Below are 20,444 nucleotides of genomic sequence, written 5' to 3' on the forward strand. Positions count from 1 at the left end.
TGATATGATAGAAAATAATGAATGAATAGTCATTCAAAACTACAGAGGGGGAGAACAAATGACGAAACAAACAGTGATTGTCACAGGAGGATCAAGCGGAATGGGGAAGGCGATGGCTGTCCATTTGGCACATGAAGGCTGGAATGTTGTGATTACTGGAAGAACAGAAGAAACGTTAGAAAAAGCGGCAAATGAAATAAAACAAAATGGCGGCTCGATCGCTTACTTCCAAATGGATGTGCGAAACCCAGAAGATGCTGATCAAATGGTCAAGTTTGCCGTAGATACGTTTGGCGATGTGGATGCTCTCATTAACAATGCTGCAGGAAACTTTTTAGTTCCAGCAGAAAAACTATCTCCTAACGGCTGGAAGGCTGTCATTGATATTGTATTAAATGGAACATTTTTTTGCAGTCATGCAGTGGGCAATTACTGGATTCGTCAAAAGAAAAGCGGAAGTATGGTCAATATGGTGGCGACCTATGCATGGGGTGCTGGTGTAGGTGTGGCGCATTCAGCGGCAGCAAAGGCAGGTGTTTTATCTCTCACTCGAACGCTTGCAGTGGAATGGGGAAAGCAATATCGAATTCGCGTGAATGCTATCGCGCCAGGTCCAATCGAGAGAACAGGCGGTGCGGATAAACTATGGGAATCGGAAGAGGCAGCGCAAAGAACATTAGATAGTGTTCCTCTTGGCAGACTGGGCACACCAGAGGAAATTGCAGCGCTTGCAAGCTTTTTATTATCTGAACAAGCGTCTTATATAAATGGAGATTGTATTACAATGGATGGAGGGCAATGGCTCAACCAATCCCCATTTTGAATGACGATGTAAGACCTGCTTTTGATGTGTTATAATCACACAAAGAGAGAAGCAGGTGATGAAAATGGTCGATCCATTGGATATTTTAACGAATATTGAAGATGTTTTCCCGCACTATCAAGCGATATTCAGTGCGGAAGAGCAAAAAGTGATAGGCTATGAGATTTTAGGAAGAATGAAGCTCGAGTCTGAAACAGTTAGCCTAGGCTCCTTCTTTACGGATTCATCTATTCCTGACGAATATAAAGTAGAAGTAGATCATAAAGTACTGACGCAAGCACTTGATCTTTTCACAACAGCAGATGATGATTTGCTCATTTTTATTAACCATGATGCCAATATCCTGATGCTTGATCATGGTGAAAGCTTTTTAGAACTCTTGAAGCAATATGAAGCAAGAGGCATTCAGCTTAATCGATTTGTTATCGAATTTACAGAGCATACGTTTAGCGGCGATATTGAACAGCTTTACCATACGTTAACGTATTTTCGTACATATGGTATTAAAATCGCCATCTCGAATATTGGAAAAGAAAGCAGCAATCTTGACCGGATTGCCTTGCTCTCACCCGATCTATTAAAAATAGATTTACACGCATTAAGAGCATCGGCTCCTTCACCTTCCTATGAATATGTCTTGTACAGCATTTCATTGCTTGCGAGAAAAATAGGGGCGGCTTTAATTTATGAAGACATTGAAGCAAATTTTCAGCTGCAATATGCTTGGAGAAATGGCGGCAGATACTTTCAAGGGTTCTATCTTCACGAGCCGGCGGCGGAATTAATCGACCGTAATAAACGAAAAGATCAGCTGAGAGAAGAATTCCAGCAATTTATTGCTCATGAGAAAAAGAAACTACAAACTGTCTACGAACATTCTGAAACATTTTATAAACGAATTCACCAAGCTGTCACGACCTTAAAAAAATCATGCAGTACAAATGATGAACTCATCCAAAAGCTGGCATTAGAATTAACGGATTGCAGCTTTCGGATATATATGTGTAATGAAGAGGGCTTTCAAATCACTGGAAATGTGTTTAAAAAAGAAAAAGAATGGCTGTTTCAGCCTGAATATATTGAGAAAAACTGGAGCTGGCGTCCTTATTTCCTAGCGAATATTCTCCAAATGAGAATGAGCGGGAAAGGATTTTTCAGTGATATATACAGCGATTTAGAAACTGGTGAGAGGATACGTACGTTTTCTTACCCGTTAGAGGGAGATATGTATTTATTTATAGATCTTCCGTATGCCTATTTATATGAGCAGGATGGATTAATTTAAACGAACAGAGTGAAGATTATATTAACCATTTATTAACAATCCAAGCAGCCTTTTAGGCTGCTTTTTTTGATTGAAAAAAAGAAATAAAAAATGGTTGACAATGAAACTGATAATCATTATCATTTAGTTATAGAGAGAAGCTACTCTCTGTTCCCCAACCCCTCTATCAGATCAAGATCCAAAAAACTTGGCGCTACCCCCGCCAAGTTTTTTTTATGCTTTTCATCTTCGCCTCATGCATAGGACAGCCCAATCACTCCATACATCTTAAGTGATGACAGTTAGACGGTAGGAGGGAACGTCATGATTAAACGTGACAAGCGGCTGCTGATTGATTTGCCAAGGCCAGATCACCCAGATGCAAATGGTGCTGCTGCTGTGCAAGAATTACTCGGCGGAAAATTCGGTGAAATGTCCACATTAAATAATTACATGTTTCAATCCTTTAACTTTAGAGGAAAACGAAAACTCAAACCGTTTTATGACCTCGTATCCAGTATTACGGCTGAAGAATTCGGTCATGTAGAACTTGTGACCACAGCTGTGAATCTCATGATTACAGGGACCACCCATGGCGGAGATCCAGATACGACACCGATGAAAGCGGCTGTCGATAAACGAAATACACAGCATTTTATTCAAACGGCTCAAACAGGCTATCCATTTGATTCCATGGCAAAACCTTGGACCGGCGAGAATGTGTTCTCAAGCGGAAACCTAATTCTTGATCTCCTTCATAATTTCTTCCTTGAATGCGGGGCTCGTACGCACAAAATGCGCGTATATGAAATGACAGATCATCCTACAGCAAGAGAGATGATCGGTTATTTACTTGTGCGGGGCGGTGTGCATGTTGTGGCATATGCAAAGGCGCTTGAGGTAGCTACAGGAGTAGATGTAGGGAAAATGCTCCCGATCCCAAACCTCGACAACAAATACTTTGATTCAGCAAGGAAATTTGAAGACCAAAATATTCATACAAAACTGTACACATTTAGTGATACGGATTACAAGGATATCAATAAGATTTGGAAAGGCAGCCATCCGATTGATGGAAAACCGCTCACAGTGATTGAGGGAACCCCGCAAGGAGCACCTGTGCCAGATTATAGAGAATTACCGGAAGAGTTTGCCCCAGGCATTTCCAAAGAGGATTTTGACGAAATTGCCAAACGGCTGATGAGATCTGCGGGTTTATAAAAACATGGTGCATGAGATCAGAAAAAAGACTCAAACTAAAAAAACAGATTCTTTTTCTTTTTTTGAATTCAAGAGGAAAAATATCATCTGAGAACACTTTATGGTATGATGCTTTGTAGGACTTGTGTATAATCAATACGGGTTCATCTTGAGTTGTTTTTTTGAAAGGAGTCTTTTTTTAGAATGTCACAATTAATGGGTATCATTACAAGGCTGCAAAGTCTTCAAGAGACAGCAGAAGCTGCAAACGAACCGGCACAGCGTTATTTCGAAGTGAACGGTGAGAAAATCTGTAGTGTTAAGTATTTCGAAAAGAATCAAACGTTTGAATTGACTGTTTTTCAACAAGGGGATAAGCCAAATACTTTCCCATTTGACAACATTGATATGATTTCGATTGAGATTTTTGAGCTTCTACAATCCTAAGCTGAATCGTATGAAATGTTTTTTCTAAGAATCCCTTCGTTGATTGCGGAAGCATACACTTCATAGGTGATAAGCAAAAGGAAGATGATCATTCAGCGCAATATTCGGATAAGAGACCATTAAAAAGGAGTTCCTTTCTGTGAGTAATTCTTTTTACTACAATCTTTCTGAAGATCATTTAGCGTTTTCTGATGTCGTCATGAGAATGAAAGACTTTATTCGAAAAGACCCTAGATCCGCCTATGTGTTATCAATTGGTACGGACTCGCAGGTCAATCAAAATGTCACAAGATTTATGACTGCAATTCATCTCCACCGGATTGGCAAAGGGGCTTGGGGCTGTCTTACGCAACAAGTGATCAGCAGGCCTGTGCAAAGCCTTAGAGAAAAAATTTCATTAGAGACAGCGTTTAGCCAAAAGGTATGTGCAGACATCCTTGAGGGGCCTTTAACAGAACTGATGGATTTGCTTCTTCCCTTTGCTGAGGAAGGGGCAGACCTCCGTTTTGAAGCCCATCTAGATATTGGCAAAAAAGGAAGTACAAAAGAGCTGATTCAGGAAATGACCGGAATGATCACAGCTATGGGAATTGAAGCTAAAATAAAACCCGACTCATACGCAGCATTTTGCTATGCCAATCGATACACAAAATAAATTCCGTCATTTTTCTCCAAACCTTGTCGAAACGTGCGGTTGACGATTCGATTCTAGTTCCTTATTCTAGCTGTATAGAGAGGAAGCAGACATTCAAAAGCCTGCTAATCAATATAAAAGCATATATGAAACAGGGGGCCTGATGTTGGATGAGCGTCATCGAAAATCGTTTTAATGAAGAAGAGAAAAAGCTATTATTAAACGTATTGCTGAATCAGGAATATGCTGTCGAATTACTAAGCAGTGAGATCAATGATATAGAATGTGGAACAAAAAATGTCGATGACAATACGTATAAGCAATTGATCACATTGTATGACAGAGTAAGGTTTGAGAATTAATATTGATTGAACATTCTATTAGATACTCGGGAGCTGAGTATCTTTTTTATGCAGAAAAAATCTTTCGACAAATTTCGTTTTAGTTTATGCTTAATGGTAAAGGGGAATGTATGATTGATGATTGAGAGAAAAGGGGTCGAAGAAACATGATAGAGATAGAACCAACTCAATTGCTTGAGTCCACAGTAGCTGAGCATATGATTGATGCAGATAAAGTGGCACATGTTCAAATTGGAAATAATCTTGAGCATGCCCTATTGGTCCTTACAAAAACAGGATATACAGCCATTCCAGTATTAGATCCTTCGTATCACCTGCATGGGTTAATTGGAACGAATATGATTATGGATAAGATCTTTGGTTTAGAACGAATTGAATTCGAAAAGCTGGACCAACTGAAGGTAGAAGAAGTTATGCTCACTGATATCCCAAGGCTTAAAACAACGGATCCTGTGCTAAAAGGCGTTCACGCTGTAACGAATAATGGATTTGTTTGTGTCGTAAATGGGGAGCAAGTCTTTGAAGGAATATTTACACGACGTGTTGTATTAAAGCGCTTAAATGAAGTGATTCATGCCGCGAAAAAATGAGCTGAAGCCCAGCTTATTTTTTTTGCCTTCATAAGCTATAATTTATATAATGACCATATGGAATAAGAAAAACTTATAGAGAGAAAGGGGACGCCCATGCAGCTTCAAGAGTTACATATGCTTGTTGTGCTAAGTGAAGAATTGAATATGAGAAAGGCTTCGGAGCGGCTCTTTGTCTCTCAGCCTGCTTTATCCCAAAGATTGCAGACGATCGAAAAAGAGTGGGGAACCAAAATCTTTTTTCGTTCTCAGAAAGGTCTCACCGTAACTTCGGCAGGTGAACAGATCATTCAATTTGCAAAAGAGGTGACGGTTGAGCAAGATCGAGTGAGAGAAAGAATCGATGAACTTGAAGGGGAAATTCACGGTACACTAAAGCTTGCGGTTGCCTCCATTATTGGACAGCACTGGCTACCGAAAGTGTTAAAGCGGTATGTCGAAAAGTACCCAAATGCGAAGGTATCACTTGTGACCGGCTGGAGTAGTGAAATGCTCAAAAGCTTATATGAGGACCATGTGCACATTGGGATCATTCGCGGAAACCCTGATTGGAAGGGAACAAAGGAATATTTGATGACAGATCATTTATATTTAGTCGATTCTGTTATCAAGGACGTGGACGAGTTAATCGAGACAGAACGCCCGTTTATTCAATTTAAAAGTGACAGCACGTATTATCAGGAAATCCAGCACTGGTGGCATCAAAAATTCAAAGTGTCTCCAAAGCAGACGATTCTAGTGGACCAGATTGAGACGTGTAAACAGATGGCCTACCACGGCATCGGCTACGCCATTTTGCCTTCGGTCACCTTATACGACCACGAAAAAAGTGTTCATAAAACACCGCTTGTTGACGTGAATGGAGAACAAATCGGACGTGACACATGGCTGCTAGGCTATGAAGCTTCTTTTCAATTAAAACAAGTGCAAGCATTTGTTGGTGTGGTCAAAGAAATGCTTGAAAATGATGCGGTGTAAGCACCTTCTTGGAAGAGGAAGGTGCTTTTTTTAGGTAAATAATCAGCTTGATTCAATTTACTTATTGTACGCATATCAAAGCAATAGATAGATGGAGCGAATCATAGAGGAGACCTCGATTTTATGAAAAACAATCAATTAATCAAAATGAACAAACCTGAATGGGGAGATCATTTGCGCGCGAGGTGGCGTGAACGTTTTGCTAGTCATCTTTCAGTTAAAGAACAAAACGATATATCAGTAGATGATTTTTTATGGCATTTATGCAGTTTTGGAATGGTTACATGCCTTGAAAAGGCTGAGGCGATAGACGCATTTCTTCAACAATCAAAGGATAAGTGTACTGTTTTTTATCAATTTGTTGACGAGGCGTATCTTTTCGAAAATGCCAGCTCTCTTTTAATCAATGATTTACCATATCAGTCTAATAATATGGATTATAACGATATGTATGTGATGGATTGGAATGAAAAATGGACATTTGTGATGACGCACGAACCGAATTATGGTCCATATTTTATTCGAATAGATGAAACGAGCGAATGAGGAACCGATGATCTCTTCGATACGAAAAACCCGCCTTCCAATTGGATTAAGCGGGTTTTTTATTGGGTTAGAGTATTGATTGGTCAAAGCTTTTTTATGAAATCATTTGACAATGAAAATCATTATCATTTAAAGTGTACATATAATAATTGAAAATGATTATCATTTAGATGAGGTGACCGATAGATGAAAGCACTAATTGCATTTGCGAGTATGTCTGGTAATACAGAAGATATGGCAGCGATTATAAAGCAAACACTAGAAGGAAAAGGGATCGATACTGAGATGATGGAATTTGATGATACAAGCGCAGAGGATCTTTCTTCATACGATTATGTGTTCATCGGTTCTTATACATGGGGTGATGGCGATTTACCTTATGAAGCAGAGGATTTTTATGAAGAGGTTTCTGCGCTTGAACTAAGTGACATCAAAGCAGCTGTGTTCGGATCAGGAGACTACAGTTACCCGAAGTTTTGTGAGGCTGTCCATACATTTCATGACATGCTCAAATCAACCGGTGCATCTGTGTTTCCTGAAACATTGAAAATGGAACTTGCGCCTGATACAGATGAGGTTGTGGCGTGCTGTCAGGAATTTGCGACAAGCTTTTTAACATGGGCTGCGCTATCTGTGAAACGAGTTGAAAACCATGTTTCATAAAGGAGCGACGGCCGTTGCTGCCTCTAAAAACGGTGGATACTTTGTTGCTGTAAAACGTGAAGGTATCTTTCACTACAGTGTGGAGAGCGGATGGCAGCAACTGTTTAAGCTCAAGCATAAAATTCATGCCATCAGCTATATTGGACCTTATTTATTCGGTGTTGGTGAAAATGGCACAGTGATTAGATCAGGAGATGAAGGCCATACATGGGCGCTATCATCATTTCCAACAAATGCAGTCGTTTGGTCGATTACAGGACGCAAAGACGGGTTTGTGTGTGCACATGGAAAACATAGTATATATGTGTCAAATGATTTCGGGATTTCCTGGGAAATTATGAAGCCGTTTGCTCATGTGAACCATCCGCCTGTCATTCGTTCCTTATGTGCTGCAGGTGATCACCTTTATATTGGAACACAGATTCATGAGGTTCACGGAGGAGTATGGGTGTATGACTTGGAGAGTGAACAGGTTTTCCTCCTAAACAGAGAGGAGCACCGGATGACAGCTTCTATGCTGCTCTGTCAAGAGCATCTGCTTGTTTGCGCATTGGGATCAAAAAAAGGCAAAAAGGGATCTGTTCAAATTTTAGATTTACATACCAATATGCTGCATGATATTCAATCACAAGCCTTTGCTAGAGAAGAATCATTTTTGGATGTGTCAGAGGATAATGGCATTGTGTATGTGACAACCTCACAAGACGAATACGGGTTTTCTAAAGTGTATCAGCTTGATATAGAGCAAAAAGAGCTCAAATGGTTTGATACGATCAAAGGACACGGTTTTCGTGTAGCCAATCAAAATGAAAACTTTTTCTGTGCTGGTTTATATGAAAGCAAGTTTGTAAGGCCATATGAGGAGCCGGCATTGATTCATTGATAAGGAGGAAGAAAAAGTGACAGAAAAGGTTTTACTGGTGTATGCCACGATGTCTGGGAATACAGAAGCGATGGCGGATCTAATTGAAAAAGGAATAACAGAAGCAGGAGCTGGCGTGGACCGTCATGAAGCGATGGATATTGATGCAGAACTTCTCAATGATTACACGCACATTATGTTAGGTGCGTACACATGGGGAGATGGTGACCTTCCTGATGATTTTATTGATTTATATGAAGAAATGGAAGAGCTTGATTTAACGGGAAAAGCATTTGCTGTATTCGGTTCCGGGGATACATCTTATGAGCATTTTTGCGGAGCTGTTGATCTAATCGAAGAAAAAGTGAAGGAACTTGGCGGGGACATTGTCCTGCCATCAGTCAAGATCGAGCTAAATCCAGAAGGAGAAGAAGAAGAGAAATTGATTTCTTTTGGTAAACAATTTGTTCATCTTCACCAGCAGGAAGCGGGGTAATCAGTCCCGCTTGTTTTATTTTCCATTGAAGAGTCAACTCTTTCACTTGTCATTAAAACTCTCCTTTGGTACAGTAATGAAGTATAAATTAAGAGGAGGACATACATACATGAAACAAATGGACGCTAATGAAATTATTTCATTTATTCAAAATAGTACAAAATCAACACCTGTCAAAGTCTACATCAAAGGTGATTTAGAAGGCATTGAGTTTGGTGAACATGCAAAAACGTTCATCACAGGAAACACTGGAGTTGTTTTCGGTGAGTGGAGCGACATTCAAGAAGCGTTAGAAACGAACAAAGACAAAATTGAAGATGTTGTCGTGGAAAATGACCGCCGCAACTCTGCAATTCCGATGTTAGATTTAAAGAACATTAAAGCACGTATTGAGCCAGGTGCGATCATTCGTGACCAAGTTGAAATCGGTGATAATGCAGTCATCATGATGGGGGCTTCTATTAATATCGGTTCTGTGATTGGCGAAGGCACGATGATTGACATGAACGTGGTGCTTGGCGGCCGTGCGACAGTAGGTAAGAACTGTCATATCGGTGCTGGATCTGTTCTTGCAGGTGTCATTGAGCCACCATCTGCTAAACCAGTTGTCGTAGAAGATGATGTTGTCATCGGTGCGAATGCTGTTGTTCTAGAAGGTGTGACAATTGGAAAAGGTGCAGTTGTAGCTGCAGGTGCGATCGTTGTGAATGATGTAGAGCCTTACACAGTTGTAGCAGGTACACCTGCAAAGAAAATTAAAGACATTGATGAAAAAACAAAAGGTAAAACAGAAATCAAACAAGAACTGCGTCAGCTTTAATTTATATAATTCGCAGCTGAAGACATAGACGTGGATATATATCCACGTCTTATTCGTATAGAGGAAAGGAAGCGAGTTCACTTGTTAAATCGTGAGCAATTGATATCCATTCGAAGAGATTTACATCAAATCCCTGAGCTTGGTTTTAAGGAATTCAAAACACAAGCATACCTCATCAAGCATCTTGGTGCTTATTCAAAAGATCGAGTTGAGATAGAAACATGGCGAACTGGACTTTTTGTCAAAGTAAAGGGAACAAATCCTGAGCGCGTATTTGCGTATCGTGCAGATATGGACGGCCTGTCTATTCCTGAGGACACAGGGTATCCATTTCAATCAGTACATGAAGGGAAGATGCATGCGTGTGGACATGACCTTCATATGACCATCGCACTTGGGGTCATTGATCATTTCGTTCATGAGCCAATCAAAGAAGATCTATTATTTATGTTCCAGCCGGCAGAAGAAGGTCCAGGCGGAGCTGAACCGATGCTTACAAGTGATGTGCTGAAAAAGTGGACGCCAGATTTTATTACAGCGCTACATATTGCACCTGAATATCCTGTCGGAACGATAGCCACAAAGCCAGGGCTGCTTTTTGCCAATACGAGTGAGCTTGTGATTGATCTTGAAGGAAAAGGTGGACACGCTGCTTACCCTCATTTAGCGAATGATATGGTTGTGGCTGCGAGTGCACTTGTAGGTCAGCTGCAATCGGTTATTTCTCGTAATGTCGACCCTCTTGATAGTGCGGTCATTACGATTGGCACGATTACCGGGGGAACGGCTCAAAATATCATTGCGCAGCATGCAAAGCTTGATGGCACCATTCGTACACTTTCACCAGAGTCTATGGAAAAAGTGAGAAAGCGAATTGAAGCACTAGCAAAAGGGATTGAAATTGGCTACGAATGCAAGGCAACCGTGCGATACCCTTCATCTTATTACGAAGTGGATAATTCAAAGGAACTGACAGAGGAATTTATGTCATATGTTGCTGGAGAAGGGCTTGCGAATGTGGTTGAATGCAGAGAGGCCATGACAGGAGAAGATTTTGGCTACATGCTGAAAAAGTACCCTGGATTTATGTTTTGGTTAGGGGTCGATTCAGAATATGGCCTGCATCATTCAAAACTCATGCCTGATGAAAAAGCGATAGAAACAGCTGTAAACGTTATGACGGCTTATTTCAAAAAGCAAGCAGGTGAATGAATAATCAAGCTGCCTCCTGTACACCTTATGAACAGGAGGTGTTCTTGATTATGACAAGAATTGGTGTAGAACCATCTTTATCCGATGTAGAAGAACTACTGAAGCAAAAAGGGTATGACGTCGTACGTATTCAAAATGAACAGCAAATGGATCAGTGTGACTGCTATGTTGTCACAGGACTAGATTCAAATGTTCTTGGCATTTCAGACACAACGACAAAGGCATCTGTGATTACCGCGTCTGGTATGACGGCTGATGAAATTTGTCAAGAAGTAGAACAGCGTGTTCAATAAAACAAACAAGAAAAAGAACCGGTAGCTTATCATCCCGGTTCTTTTTGCTCTTTTTCTATATCGAGTACTTCTTTCATTTTTTTGCGCAAGATACGTTCTACCCGCCATTGCTCCATTGTTTCAGTTTTTGCAATGATGCGCAGTACAAGGGAAGAGGATCCGAACGCCTCCACCCCGACAACTTGAGGTCCTTCGATAATTTGAGGAATGTCCTCTCGTACCTCATCACACGCCGCTTGAAGGGCTGTAATCATTTGATCCACATTCTCTTCTGGAGATAGCTCGATATCAACGAGTGCCTGCATAGTCCCTCTTGAATGGTTGCTCACGTTCAATATGCTTCGATTTGGAATAAAATGAAGGGTGCCGTCAAAACTTCGAAGCTGCGTGGTCCTAAGTCCAATTTGTTCTACGATCCCATCAAAACCAGCAACTGTTATATATTCTCCCACATCGAATTGTTTCTCTAATAGGATAAAGAATCCTGTCACAATATCACTCACTAGTCCTTGAGCGCCAAAGCCGATCGCAAGCCCCGCGACGCCTGCGCCAGCTAACAATGCGGTCGGGTTATAATGAAATAAGTCGAGGATCATGACGACTAGAATAAAAATCAATAAGTAGGCGAAAATATTTAACGTAAGACTTTGCAGCGTTTGAGCTCTTGATAAAGAGACATCATGCTTTTCGGAGAATGTAGAATAAGCACGTTTAATCATCTTATTTCCGATGGCTCTGATGATAAAATAAATCGCGAAAATAGCGATGAGTTTTAGCAAAATCATACTGCTATTCAGGATAATGGAAACCCAATCTACTTGTTCAAATGCTTTCATGATCTTCAAAACCTTTCTATGTATGCTCTAATAGAGAAGCTAATCATTTGTTCCCTTCTGCAAGACATGTTAAACTTTCGTTAAGTGGAGTAAGAGATTGTGACAAATCGTTAATTAAATTTATTATTAATTAATATTGACTAAAAACCGCTTAAGTATTATAATTGTAATTGTGAAGTTATTAACTAAATGAGAATTTCAACTTTTGATTCTCATTTTATATACAGCTTAGAAGTCTGTATAAAGATATTATTTTTGGAGGGATTTACATATGGCAGAGCGTTTTGTAGGAAAACAAGCTCCACGTTTTGAAATGGAAGCAGTACTTGCTAACAAGGAATTTGGTAAAGTGAGTCTAGAAGAAAACATGAAGAATGACAAATGGACAGTTCTTTTCTTCTACCCAATGGATTTCACATTTGTTTGCCCAACTGAAATTACAGCAATGAGCGATCGTTATGATGAGTTCGAAGATTTAGATGCTGAAATCATCGGTGTATCTACTGATACAATCCATACGCATCTTGCTTGGATCAACACAGACCGTAAAGACAATGGTCTAGGTGAATTGAAATATCCGCTAGCTGCTGACACAAACCACACAGTATCTAGAGAATACGGCGTTTTAATTGAAGAAGAAGGAATTGCACTTCGCGGTCTATTCATTATCAACCCAGAAGGCGAACTTCAATATCAAACAGTATTCCACAACAATATCGGTCGTGATGTAGATGAGACATTACGTGTTCTTCAAGCATTACAAACTGGTGGACTTTGCCCAGCGAACTGGAAGCCTGGTCAAAAAACACTTTAATTGATAACTGAAGAAACAGGAGGGTCTAACTGATGTTAGACCTTTTTGTTTCGACACATACAATGGATGGAGGCGCTTCATAATGAAATTACGTCAACCAATGCCAGAACTAACTGGTGCAAAAGAATGGTTAAATGGAGAAGTAACAAAAGAAGATCTAATTGGTGACAAACCAACATTGATTCATTTCTGGTCAGTCAGCTGTCATCTTTGTAAAGAGGCAATGCCTCAAGTCAATCAATTCCGTGATGAATACAAGGATCAACTAAACGTGATAGCCGTTCATATGCCGCGTTCAGAGGATGACCTAGATCTGGAGAAGATCAAGGAAGTTGCGAAAGAGCATGAAATCACGCAGCCAATTTTTGTGGATAGTGATCATAAACTTACAGAAGCCTTTGAAAATGAATATGTACCTGCATATTATGTGTTTGATAAAACAGGTGCTCTGCGGCACTTCCAAGCTGGCGGAAGCGGAATGAAAATGCTTGAGAAACGTGTCAATCGAGTGCTTTCTGAGTCTGAAAAGGCTGCAGAATAGGCTTTCCCCCATAATTGGGGGTTTTTTCATGGACAAAAATAGGCGACCTATTGCACGGAATGGACTTGTCCTTCTTAAGAAAAGAGAAATTGAGGGAGTTTATTAAAAAATATTCCTGAAACAAAAAGGTATAACGACCTATTTACATTTTTGTTTTGAAATGAAAATGTAAAGATTTTAACTTTTTACTATTCAGAACGTTTTTGCACAAAAGAAATTTCAGTTTGGTAAATAACGATGTAAATCAAGTAGTATAAGTGTTTATTCAAATTTTTTACAATATTTTAAGGTTTGTCAAAAGCCTTTAGTGGCAATGAAATGGATGCCGATTGTTCCTCTTTGGCAAAATTTTAGTTGAAAATACCTATCTGATAACAAACTGTAAAATGATAAAAAAATAGTTGATAAAATTAGTTTTCTAATCTAATATTTACTATAGAATATTTTTTATATGATGAGGGGGAAATCCATTGTTTAATGAGAGGGAAGCGTTACGATTACGATTGGAACAATTAAACGAAGCAGAAGTAAAGGTCATCCGTGAATATCAAATTGAGCGAGATGCGATTTATGCAAAATTAAGAGAATTAGACCGTCAAGGAACAGGTCTAGTGTCAGATACAAAAAAAGAGGTGCGTACAGAAAGAAAAACGGATTCACTGCCTGTATTAGCTGAACTGGCTGCACAAGAAATGAGAAGCTACCAGCCGCCTGCACAATCACAATCAAATTCTGCATCAACTTTAGGAACAGGACAGCTAAACGGTGCACCTGTAGGTATTCCTGAAGGATCTACAAGACGCAGAAGAGGCACAGCTCGCCCTGGTTCAAAGGCAGCTAAGCTTCGTGAAGCTGCGATTAAAACGTTAAAGCGTCATAATGCAGCGATTAAAAGCTCTGAACTTCAAAAAGAAATTGAAAAAGAGAGCGGTCTTGAAATTCCAAATATGACAACGTTTATGCAAAGCTTAATTAAAATGTATCCTGAAGTGAAAAAGCCATATCGCGGACAGTATATTTTAGAAGGCGATATTCAAACAGAAGACGAATAAGTAAAAAAGAAACTGCTGACGTCATGCCAGCAGTTTTTTTATTGCGAGAATTACTTTTTCTGATCAACTGTATAGACAATTTTTCGTTCCTTTGACAGGTGATCACGCTGTTTTTTGAAGCCATCAATCTTCACTGTCATGACATCTCCATTTTGCTGCACCGCATCGACTTGTGCTTGTAGCGTTTGAACTTGTTCGTTCAGCTTTTTCAAGAGGGGTTCGATTTCTTCCGTTGTTTCCAGGAGGCTGTCTCGAGAGAATGGCTGTGAATTTGTTTGGGCTGACTGGTCAATATCAGCAAAATGAGATGCGATCCATTCCTCACTTTCGGCTAACTGCTTTTGATAGCTTATGAGTGTTTCATAAAAAATTGCTTCTTTTGCTTTTTCGATTTGCAGTAATTTCTCTTGTGTTTCATAAAAACGCTCTTGTAGGTGTCTAACGCCTTCCTGTAATAGATTGAGCTCTGCGTTTTTATGACTTAATGTTTGCTGCAGTTTCTCAATCACAGCGGATAAAGTATTTCCTTTTTTCTCCTCTTTTGCAAGCCGTTTATCTTGATCCTGCATTCTTTCATTTAATTGTTGAGAGATTTCTTTATATTTGATGACTTTTAAATGCAGCCGGTGTTTGTCTTCCGTTTCTTTCCTTCTATGAAAGGTTTCTTTTTGGAGCATTTCATGAAGAAGGACTATTTTATGTAATAATTCAGATTTGCTGTAGGAAAGATCCTGTATTTTTGAGGCTGCATGATCTTGATCAATGGTCAATTCATCCAATTGTTGCTTTAATTGCGTGTAATCCTTTTTCATCTCGTGATATTCTTGAGTTAACTTCTTGTTTTTAGAATACGTATATGATGACTGTAAATCAGAGATCATTTGTTGATATTTGGCTGTTTCTGCTTTTAAGTATAAATTCTCTTGAGATAGATCATGGAATAGGGGAGAAGCATGGCGCCTGTTCATCGATAGACCCTCCTTATTCATGTTACCAATAAAGTATGCGAGATGAGAGTGATTAGAACAACCATATCAAAGGAGGGTGAGCGGATGGACGTAGTCAATGTCATTTTAGCTGGAGGAGCATCGAGACGTTTTGGAGAGCCAAAGGCAAGTTATATGTATCAAGGAAAACCACTATATGAGCATGTGAAAAAGCAGCTTTTGAAAGGACAGATGGTGATCATCAGCCATTCAACACTTCTGCCCTTTTTTAAAGAAAGAGGTGAACGAGAAGTGTGGTTGGATGATGAACAGGTGCGCGGATGCGGGCCGCTTGCCGGCATCTATACGGCGATGCAAAAGAAAGAAGCAGCATGGTATTTAGTGACGGCATGTGACATGCCTTTCATCCGGAGAGAGACCGCCGAAGCATTATCCTCCTATTGCAGCGAGAACGTAGATGCAATTATCCCACTTGTTCAGGGAAGGTTACAGCCTTTATTTGCACTTTATCACCGCCGCTGTCTGCCGTCCATTGATGCGTGTTTAAAAGAGAATCAATTAGCCATGAAAGAGTTACTTCAAAGGATTAAGGTGCGTATCGTTCCAGAGGAGGAACTGAACGTAACACCAAACGATTTTCGAAATATCAATAAAAGAAGCGATTTACCTGAAAACGGTATGATATGATACATAAAAATGGTGAGGAGAGAGCAGCATTGAATGACCGATATTCAAGACAAATTTTGTTCCCTCCGGTTGGGGAAAAGGGTCAGCGTGCGCTTGCTGACAGTCATGTTTTAATTGTTGGAGCGGGTGCACTTGGAACGGCCTCTGCGGAAGGGCTTGTCCGGTCTGGGATCGGCACGTTGACGATTGTCGATCGTGATTATGTAGAATTTTCAAATTTACAACGGCAGCAGCTGTACACAGAACATGATGCAAAGGCACATGTGCCAAAAGCAGCTGCGGCAAAAAAACGTCTCCACGAGATTAATCATGAAGTGACCATACACGCCCTGATTGAAGATGCAGGGGTAGAGCTGTTAAGACCGTTATTTCACAGTGCAAATATTGTCATTGATGCGACGGATAATTTTGAGACGAGAATGGTTATGAATGATTTATCGCAGGAAACGAAGACGCCGTGGATATATGGTGCTTGTGTGAGCAGTCAGGGGATGTATATGACCATTTTGCCGGATAAAACGCCGTGTTTATCGTGTGTCTTTACAGAACTGCCTGTTGGCGGCTTGACGTGTGATACAGCGGGGATTATTTCTCCAGCAGTTCAGATGGTTTCTGCTTATCAGCAAACAGAGGCGCTAAAATATTTAACAGGACATGAAGATCAAATCGAACGGAAATTTGTCACATTTGATCTTTGGCAGGCGACATCGTTTAAAATGGATTTGTCTCTTACTAAGCAGAAGGACTGTCCATCTTGCGGCAAAGATAGAACCTATCCTTATTTACACGAGCAGCGTAAAAAAACGACGATTCTTTGCGGGCGAGATACAGTTCAAGTCGTATCTAAGGATTTAGCTAATCTATCATTTCAGCATGTGAAAGAGCGGCTGTCATCTATTTGTGAGGTGGAAGCGAATGACTTCTTAATCCATGTCCGCTATGAATCTTATCGCATTGTCTTTTTCAAAGGTGGACGTGCATTAATTCATGGGACAAATGATGAAAAAGCAGCCAATTCATTACTAGCAAAACTGCTAGGGATATAGGAGTGAAGTGTGATGGAAAGACGTCAGCCAATTCCAGTACAAGAAGCCATTCAGAAAGTCCATCAATATGAAAAGCATGGAGAACAAGAATGGGTGCCCTTAAGAAATAGCCTTGAAAGGTTCATTGCAGAAGACATTTTGGCAGATCATGATGTGCCTGCATTTGATCGGTCCCCGTATGATGGTTTTGCACTTCGGGCAGAAGATACAATAGAAGCGTCAAGTGAGCATCCGATTGAATTTGAGGTCATTGATCACATTGGGGCAGGAGTGGTCTCAGCAAAAACCATCGGTCCCTTTCAAGCCATCCGTATCATGACAGGAGCAAAAATCCCGGATGGAGCAAATGTCGTCATCATGCTTGAGCTCACTAAGTCCTACGAAAAAGAGGGCAAATCATATATGTCACTTAAAAGAACGCTGAAAAAAGGGGACAATATTTCTCGTCAAGGAGAAGAGGTACTTGAAGGGAATGTGATGCTTAAAAAAGGAACCAAAGTAACTCCGGGCGTTACGGCCCTATTGGCGACATTTGGATATGCGGTAGTCCCAGTTGTCAAAAAGCCAGTGATCGGCATCATCTCAACAGGTACAGAGCTTCTTCAAGTGAGTGATGCGATGGTGGACGGGAAGATTAGAAACAGTAACCTTAGTATGGTTTATGCCCAGATCCTTAAGGCTGGGGGAGAGCCGCTTGATTTAGGCGGTGTTTCCGATGATTTTGACAAAAGCTTTCATGCAGTCAAAGCAGCTTTAAGCAAGGTAGACTACTTAATCACAACAGGCGGAGTTTCAGTAGGTGATTTTGACTTTCTCCCCGCGATTTATGAGAAGCTTGGAGCTCAGGTGCTATTTAATAAAGTGGCTATGAGACCCGGAAGTGTGACGACGGTTGCTGCAATGCCAAATGGTCAACTGCTCTTTGGCCTGTCAGGAAATCCTGCTGCCTGTTTTGTTGGCTTTGAATTATTTGTGAAACCGATGATCTATAAATGGTCTTTGAAGAAACAGCCGTTCCCCGATTTTGCTGAGGCGAAGCTGACACACGATTTTCCAAAAGCCAATCCGTTCACTCGATTTGTCAGAGCAGCACTTCAATTCACGGGCAGTCAGCTCAGTGTAACCCCAACAGGTCTCGATAAATCAAGTGCCGTAACCTCAATTGCAGAGGCTAACTGTTTCATCGTGCTGCCAGGTGGAACAAGAGGTTTTAAGACCGGTGATCAGGTGCATGTTCTGCTGTTTCAGCACGAAGGCGAGGGTTCCCCATGCTGGATGACACATTAAGTATATTACAGGTGGTCGGTTATCAAAACAGCGGCAAGACGTCGTTGATTGAAAAGCTCTGTCAGCTGGCTGTACTTGATGGGCTGAAGCTAGGCTGCTTTAAACACCATGGACATGGCGGTAAACCAGATCGTCTTTTGAAAGAAAAAGACACTGATCGATATGTCGAGGCAGGTGCATTTGCCGCTGGCGTCGAAGGAGAGGGTGAATTTCACTTTTCAATGCAGCACATTACGTTAGAGCAATTGCTCAATATGTGTGAGCATCTTCCATTAGACGCGGTCTTGATAGAAGGGTATAAACAGGCGCCATACCGCAAAATCGTTTGTGCAAAGAATGAAGAGGAGCTCATTGAACTTTCAACACTTTCCAATATACAAGCAGCTATTTATTTTTCTCAAGAGTTTCAGTTAGCCGAAAATTATTCTTTTCCAGTGTTTTCAGCCTTTGATAAGGATGCGCACTCATTTTGTTATAACTTATTGAAGGGAGGCGGCTCTATTTGAGTGAACTTTTTAAAATTACAAAAGTGCCGATTGATGTGAATGAATTGATTCAGCATGTGACTAAGCGGAAGGCAGGGGCCATTACGACGTTTATCGGGACGGTCAGAGAGTGGACAAACGGTAAGAAAACGCTGCGCTTAACTTACGAAGCTTACATACCAATGGCAGAAAGCATGCTAAGTCAAATTGGACAAGAAATCAAAAAACGGTGGCCTGATACTGAGGCTGCCATTGTGCATAGGATCGGGACACTTGATATAACGGATATTGCTGTTGCGATAGCCGTTTCATCTCCTCATAGGAAGGCTGCATACGAAGCGAACGAATATGCCATTGAGCGAATTAAGGAAATTGTGCCGATTTGGAAAAAAGAATATTGGGAAGACGGGGAAGCCTGGATAGGTGATCAGCTTGAAACAGTTTCATATCCAGAGGGGAAACCTAGTGATCTTCAACTTGCAAAGAAAGAAGGTGATCAGGTTGATTAGTGTATTATTGTTCGCCGGCCTTGCTGAGAAGGCCGGTAAACAACAAATCATCATTCAAAAAGATCGAACAACGGTTGATGAGATTAAATTAGAATTACAGGAGGTATATGGTGTTGATGCTGCACAAAATGTGATGGTTGCAGTCAACGAACGATATACGAGGGGAAACGCTGAAGTGTGTAGCGGGGACACTGTTGCATTCATTCCTCCTGTAAGCGGTGGATAATAGATATTAGAGGATTTGGTTATGGCCAGCGGCTGTAACCAATTTTTTATGTGTGAAAAGATTGTAGAGGTATTTGGGTGTGATCTTCGTAAATAAAACATCCCCTTCGTGCTTTAGAAATGTGAGGATCGAGCTGCTGTATTAGATCATACAATTCGCTAATTCGTCTCACATTGAAATCTGTCTGGGCTTGAAGTTGTTCTTTTAATTCTTTTGTGCTTACAATGCTTCCCTTTTTCTCTTTAATAATATCTACACATCTAGCAGCGTAGTATATTTTGTCATTAGAGGGTCTGCTTTCTTTCATATCAAGTAATTTGAGCTCATGATAAATCAGTTCTCTTTCCTTTCGAAAGTATTGCCATGCTTCTTGTTCCTTTTCATAAAGTAAAATCAATTGCGTTTTCAATTTTTCTCTTAACATTCACTTGACTCCATTTCCACTATCATTTAACCTACCTCTATTTTACATTATATGAAAAAATAACTTTTGATCAAGTGAAATCATGATATTTTTAATTTTTTAATATGAAAGTATTGTTACTAAAGGCTCATTTGTTCTATAAAAGAAACCAATCATAGTCCTATAAAGCCGGGATTTGTTGAAATTACTAGGATTATTTTAACAAAAAATTGTTGTGTCTCACAAAGACCATCCGAATTTAAAGGAAAAGGATATTTATTCCGAAAGACATGGGTTTTTTTATAAAATGTTTTTAGGTCAGAAAAACCTTTATTTCTTGATATGAATATGGTCTAGTCATGGTGTCATTTGGAGGATTTCATTCATGATAATAGATAATTTTCCCCTCAATGAAAATAAG

Annotated in this window: 27 protein-coding genes; 24 read left to right on the top strand and 3 right to left on the bottom strand. The window is 40.3% G+C overall.

The features are described 5' to 3' along the window. The first annotated feature begins 58 nt into the window (after positions 1 to 58). The 15 genes from fadH to ACQYAC_RS00915 all read left to right on the top strand — a co-directional run bounded on the left by fadH (position 59) and on the right by ACQYAC_RS00915 (position 11,190). On the top strand, positions 59 to 823 hold the full coding sequence (gene fadH, locus ACQYAC_RS00845; protein WP_058014118.1) for a 2,4-dienoyl-CoA reductase: 765 nt from the start codon (positions 59 to 61) through the stop codon (positions 821 to 823). A gap of 64 nt (positions 824 to 887) precedes the next feature. After that, a complete protein-coding gene (locus tag ACQYAC_RS00850; RefSeq protein WP_058014488.1) occupies positions 888 to 2,108 on the top strand; it encodes an EAL domain-containing protein in 1,221 nt (406 codons plus the stop codon). Positions 2,109 to 2,411: 303 nt separating this feature from the next. Further along, a complete protein-coding gene (locus ACQYAC_RS00855; protein ID WP_012009782.1) occupies positions 2,412 to 3,308 on the top strand; it encodes a manganese catalase family protein in 897 nt (298 codons plus the stop codon). A gap of 183 nt (positions 3,309 to 3,491) precedes the next feature. Beyond that, positions 3,492 to 3,734, top strand: a complete 243-nt coding sequence (locus ACQYAC_RS00860; RefSeq protein WP_003212254.1) for a YkuJ family protein — start codon at positions 3,492 to 3,494, stop codon at positions 3,732 to 3,734. Positions 3,735 to 3,933: 199 nt separating this feature from the next. Beyond that, a complete protein-coding gene (locus ACQYAC_RS00865; RefSeq protein WP_199800926.1) occupies positions 3,934 to 4,389 on the top strand; it encodes a ribonuclease H-like YkuK family protein in 456 nt (151 codons plus the stop codon). A gap of 149 nt (positions 4,390 to 4,538) precedes the next feature. Further along, positions 4,539 to 4,730: an antirepressor AbbA gene (gene abbA, locus ACQYAC_RS00870; protein WP_003210802.1), complete on the top strand. Its 192-nt coding sequence runs from the start codon at positions 4,539 to 4,541 to the stop codon at positions 4,728 to 4,730. A 146-nt stretch (positions 4,731 to 4,876) separates the two neighbouring features. Further along, positions 4,877 to 5,320, top strand: a complete 444-nt coding sequence (cbpB, locus tag ACQYAC_RS00875) for a cyclic-di-AMP-binding protein CbpB (RefSeq protein ID WP_429942566.1) — start codon at positions 4,877 to 4,879, stop codon at positions 5,318 to 5,320. 96 nt (positions 5,321 to 5,416) lie between these two features. Then, complete coding sequence (locus ACQYAC_RS00880; RefSeq protein WP_429942567.1) at positions 5,417 to 6,298, top strand: LysR family transcriptional regulator; 882 nt, start codon at positions 5,417 to 5,419, stop codon at positions 6,296 to 6,298. A gap of 123 nt (positions 6,299 to 6,421) precedes the next feature. Then, a complete protein-coding gene (locus tag ACQYAC_RS00885; RefSeq protein WP_429942568.1) occupies positions 6,422 to 6,844 on the top strand; it encodes a DUF4275 family protein in 423 nt (140 codons plus the stop codon). 186 nt (positions 6,845 to 7,030) lie between these two features. Continuing rightward, positions 7,031 to 7,507: a flavodoxin gene (locus ACQYAC_RS00890; protein WP_429942569.1), complete on the top strand. Its 477-nt coding sequence runs from the start codon at positions 7,031 to 7,033 to the stop codon at positions 7,505 to 7,507. After that, positions 7,497 to 8,390, top strand: coding sequence for a WD40/YVTN/BNR-like repeat-containing protein (locus ACQYAC_RS00895; RefSeq protein WP_429942570.1), 894 nt, complete (start codon positions 7,497 to 7,499; stop codon positions 8,388 to 8,390). The genes ACQYAC_RS00890 and ACQYAC_RS00895 overlap by 11 nt, the downstream gene beginning before the upstream one ends. A 16-nt stretch (positions 8,391 to 8,406) precedes the next feature. Then, a complete protein-coding gene (locus tag ACQYAC_RS00900) occupies positions 8,407 to 8,865 on the top strand; it encodes a flavodoxin (RefSeq protein ID WP_003210879.1) in 459 nt (152 codons plus the stop codon). A 109-nt stretch (positions 8,866 to 8,974) separates the two neighbouring features. Next, the gene (gene dapD / locus ACQYAC_RS00905; RefSeq protein WP_003212204.1) at positions 8,975 to 9,685 is read left to right on the top strand and encodes a 2,3,4,5-tetrahydropyridine-2,6-dicarboxylate N-acetyltransferase; all 711 of its coding nucleotides are present in this window, start codon (positions 8,975 to 8,977) and stop codon (positions 9,683 to 9,685) included. A gap of 81 nt (positions 9,686 to 9,766) precedes the next feature. After that, positions 9,767 to 10,897: an N-acetyldiaminopimelate deacetylase gene (locus ACQYAC_RS00910; protein ID WP_427128435.1), complete on the top strand. Its 1,131-nt coding sequence runs from the start codon at positions 9,767 to 9,769 to the stop codon at positions 10,895 to 10,897. Positions 10,898 to 10,947: 50 nt separating this feature from the next. Next, the gene (locus ACQYAC_RS00915) at positions 10,948 to 11,190 is read left to right on the top strand and encodes a YkuS family protein (RefSeq protein ID WP_003211408.1); all 243 of its coding nucleotides are present in this window, start codon (positions 10,948 to 10,950) and stop codon (positions 11,188 to 11,190) included. Between the two features lie 29 nt (positions 11,191 to 11,219). Here ACQYAC_RS00915 and ACQYAC_RS00920 read toward each other — a convergent pair whose 3' ends face one another. Next, the gene (locus ACQYAC_RS00920; protein WP_268497774.1) at positions 11,220 to 12,026 is read right to left on the bottom strand and encodes a mechanosensitive ion channel family protein; all 807 of its coding nucleotides are present in this window, start codon (positions 12,024 to 12,026) and stop codon (positions 11,220 to 11,222) included. Between the two features lie 271 nt (positions 12,027 to 12,297). Between ACQYAC_RS00920 and ahpA the strand changes: the two genes are divergently transcribed. The 3 genes from ahpA to rok all read left to right on the top strand — a co-directional run bounded on the left by ahpA (position 12,298) and on the right by rok (position 14,433). Further along, complete coding sequence (gene ahpA / locus ACQYAC_RS00925; RefSeq protein WP_003211758.1) at positions 12,298 to 12,840, top strand: biofilm-specific peroxidase AhpA; 543 nt, start codon at positions 12,298 to 12,300, stop codon at positions 12,838 to 12,840. 82 nt (positions 12,841 to 12,922) lie between these two features. Further along, a complete protein-coding gene (locus tag ACQYAC_RS00930; protein WP_058014108.1) occupies positions 12,923 to 13,381 on the top strand; it encodes a TlpA family protein disulfide reductase in 459 nt (152 codons plus the stop codon). A gap of 470 nt (positions 13,382 to 13,851) precedes the next feature. Beyond that, positions 13,852 to 14,433, top strand: coding sequence for a transcriptional regulator Rok (gene rok / locus ACQYAC_RS00935; RefSeq protein WP_044142051.1), 582 nt, complete (start codon positions 13,852 to 13,854; stop codon positions 14,431 to 14,433). A gap of 50 nt (positions 14,434 to 14,483) precedes the next feature. Here rok and ACQYAC_RS00940 read toward each other — a convergent pair whose 3' ends face one another. Beyond that, positions 14,484 to 15,401 carry a sigmaE regulated sporulation protein gene (locus ACQYAC_RS00940; RefSeq protein WP_429942571.1) on the bottom strand — a complete coding sequence of 306 codons (918 nt, stop codon included), beginning with the start codon at positions 15,399 to 15,401 and terminating at the stop codon, positions 14,484 to 14,486. Positions 15,402 to 15,485: 84 nt separating this feature from the next. On the opposite strand from ACQYAC_RS00940, the gene ACQYAC_RS00945 reads away from it, so the two are divergent. From ACQYAC_RS00945 to moaD, 6 genes are read left to right on the top strand one after another with little or no spacing between them, the layout of a single operon-like run. Continuing rightward, entirely contained in the window at positions 15,486 to 16,067 is a 582-nt protein-coding gene (locus ACQYAC_RS00945; protein ID WP_169056423.1) for a molybdenum cofactor guanylyltransferase, read from the top strand. A 29-nt stretch (positions 16,068 to 16,096) separates the two neighbouring features. Continuing rightward, on the top strand, positions 16,097 to 17,113 hold the full coding sequence (locus tag ACQYAC_RS00950; RefSeq protein ID WP_429942572.1) for a thiazole biosynthesis adenylyltransferase ThiF: 1,017 nt from the start codon (positions 16,097 to 16,099) through the stop codon (positions 17,111 to 17,113). A 9-nt stretch (positions 17,114 to 17,122) separates the two neighbouring features. Then, positions 17,123 to 18,400 (top strand): molybdopterin molybdotransferase MoeA, encoded by a 1,278-nt coding sequence (locus ACQYAC_RS00955; RefSeq protein ID WP_306012088.1) that lies wholly within the window; start codon positions 17,123 to 17,125, stop codon positions 18,398 to 18,400. Next, positions 18,382 to 18,906, top strand: a complete 525-nt coding sequence (gene mobB, locus ACQYAC_RS00960; RefSeq protein WP_429942573.1) for a molybdopterin-guanine dinucleotide biosynthesis protein B — start codon at positions 18,382 to 18,384, stop codon at positions 18,904 to 18,906. Before ACQYAC_RS00955 ends, mobB begins: the two co-directional genes overlap by 19 nt. Continuing rightward, positions 18,903 to 19,394 (top strand): molybdenum cofactor biosynthesis protein MoaE, encoded by a 492-nt coding sequence (locus ACQYAC_RS00965; RefSeq protein WP_169056427.1) that lies wholly within the window; start codon positions 18,903 to 18,905, stop codon positions 19,392 to 19,394. Before mobB ends, ACQYAC_RS00965 begins: the two co-directional genes overlap by 4 nt. Then, positions 19,387 to 19,620 carry a molybdopterin converting factor subunit 1 gene (gene moaD, locus ACQYAC_RS00970; RefSeq protein ID WP_061407631.1) on the top strand — a complete coding sequence of 78 codons (234 nt, stop codon included), beginning with the start codon at positions 19,387 to 19,389 and terminating at the stop codon, positions 19,618 to 19,620. Before ACQYAC_RS00965 ends, moaD begins: the two co-directional genes overlap by 8 nt. Positions 19,621 to 19,666: 46 nt before the next feature. Here the strand turns inward: moaD and ACQYAC_RS00975 are convergent, their stop codons facing one another. Further along, the gene (locus ACQYAC_RS00975) at positions 19,667 to 20,044 is read right to left on the bottom strand and encodes a hypothetical protein (protein ID WP_003211488.1); all 378 of its coding nucleotides are present in this window, start codon (positions 20,042 to 20,044) and stop codon (positions 19,667 to 19,669) included. Between the last annotated feature and the right edge of the window lie 400 nt (positions 20,045 to 20,444).

It is taken from the genome of Bacillus sp. MM09(2025), assembly GCF_050496725.1.
GTDB classification, from domain to species: Bacteria; Bacillota; Bacilli; order Bacillales; family Bacillaceae; genus Bacillus; species Bacillus pumilus.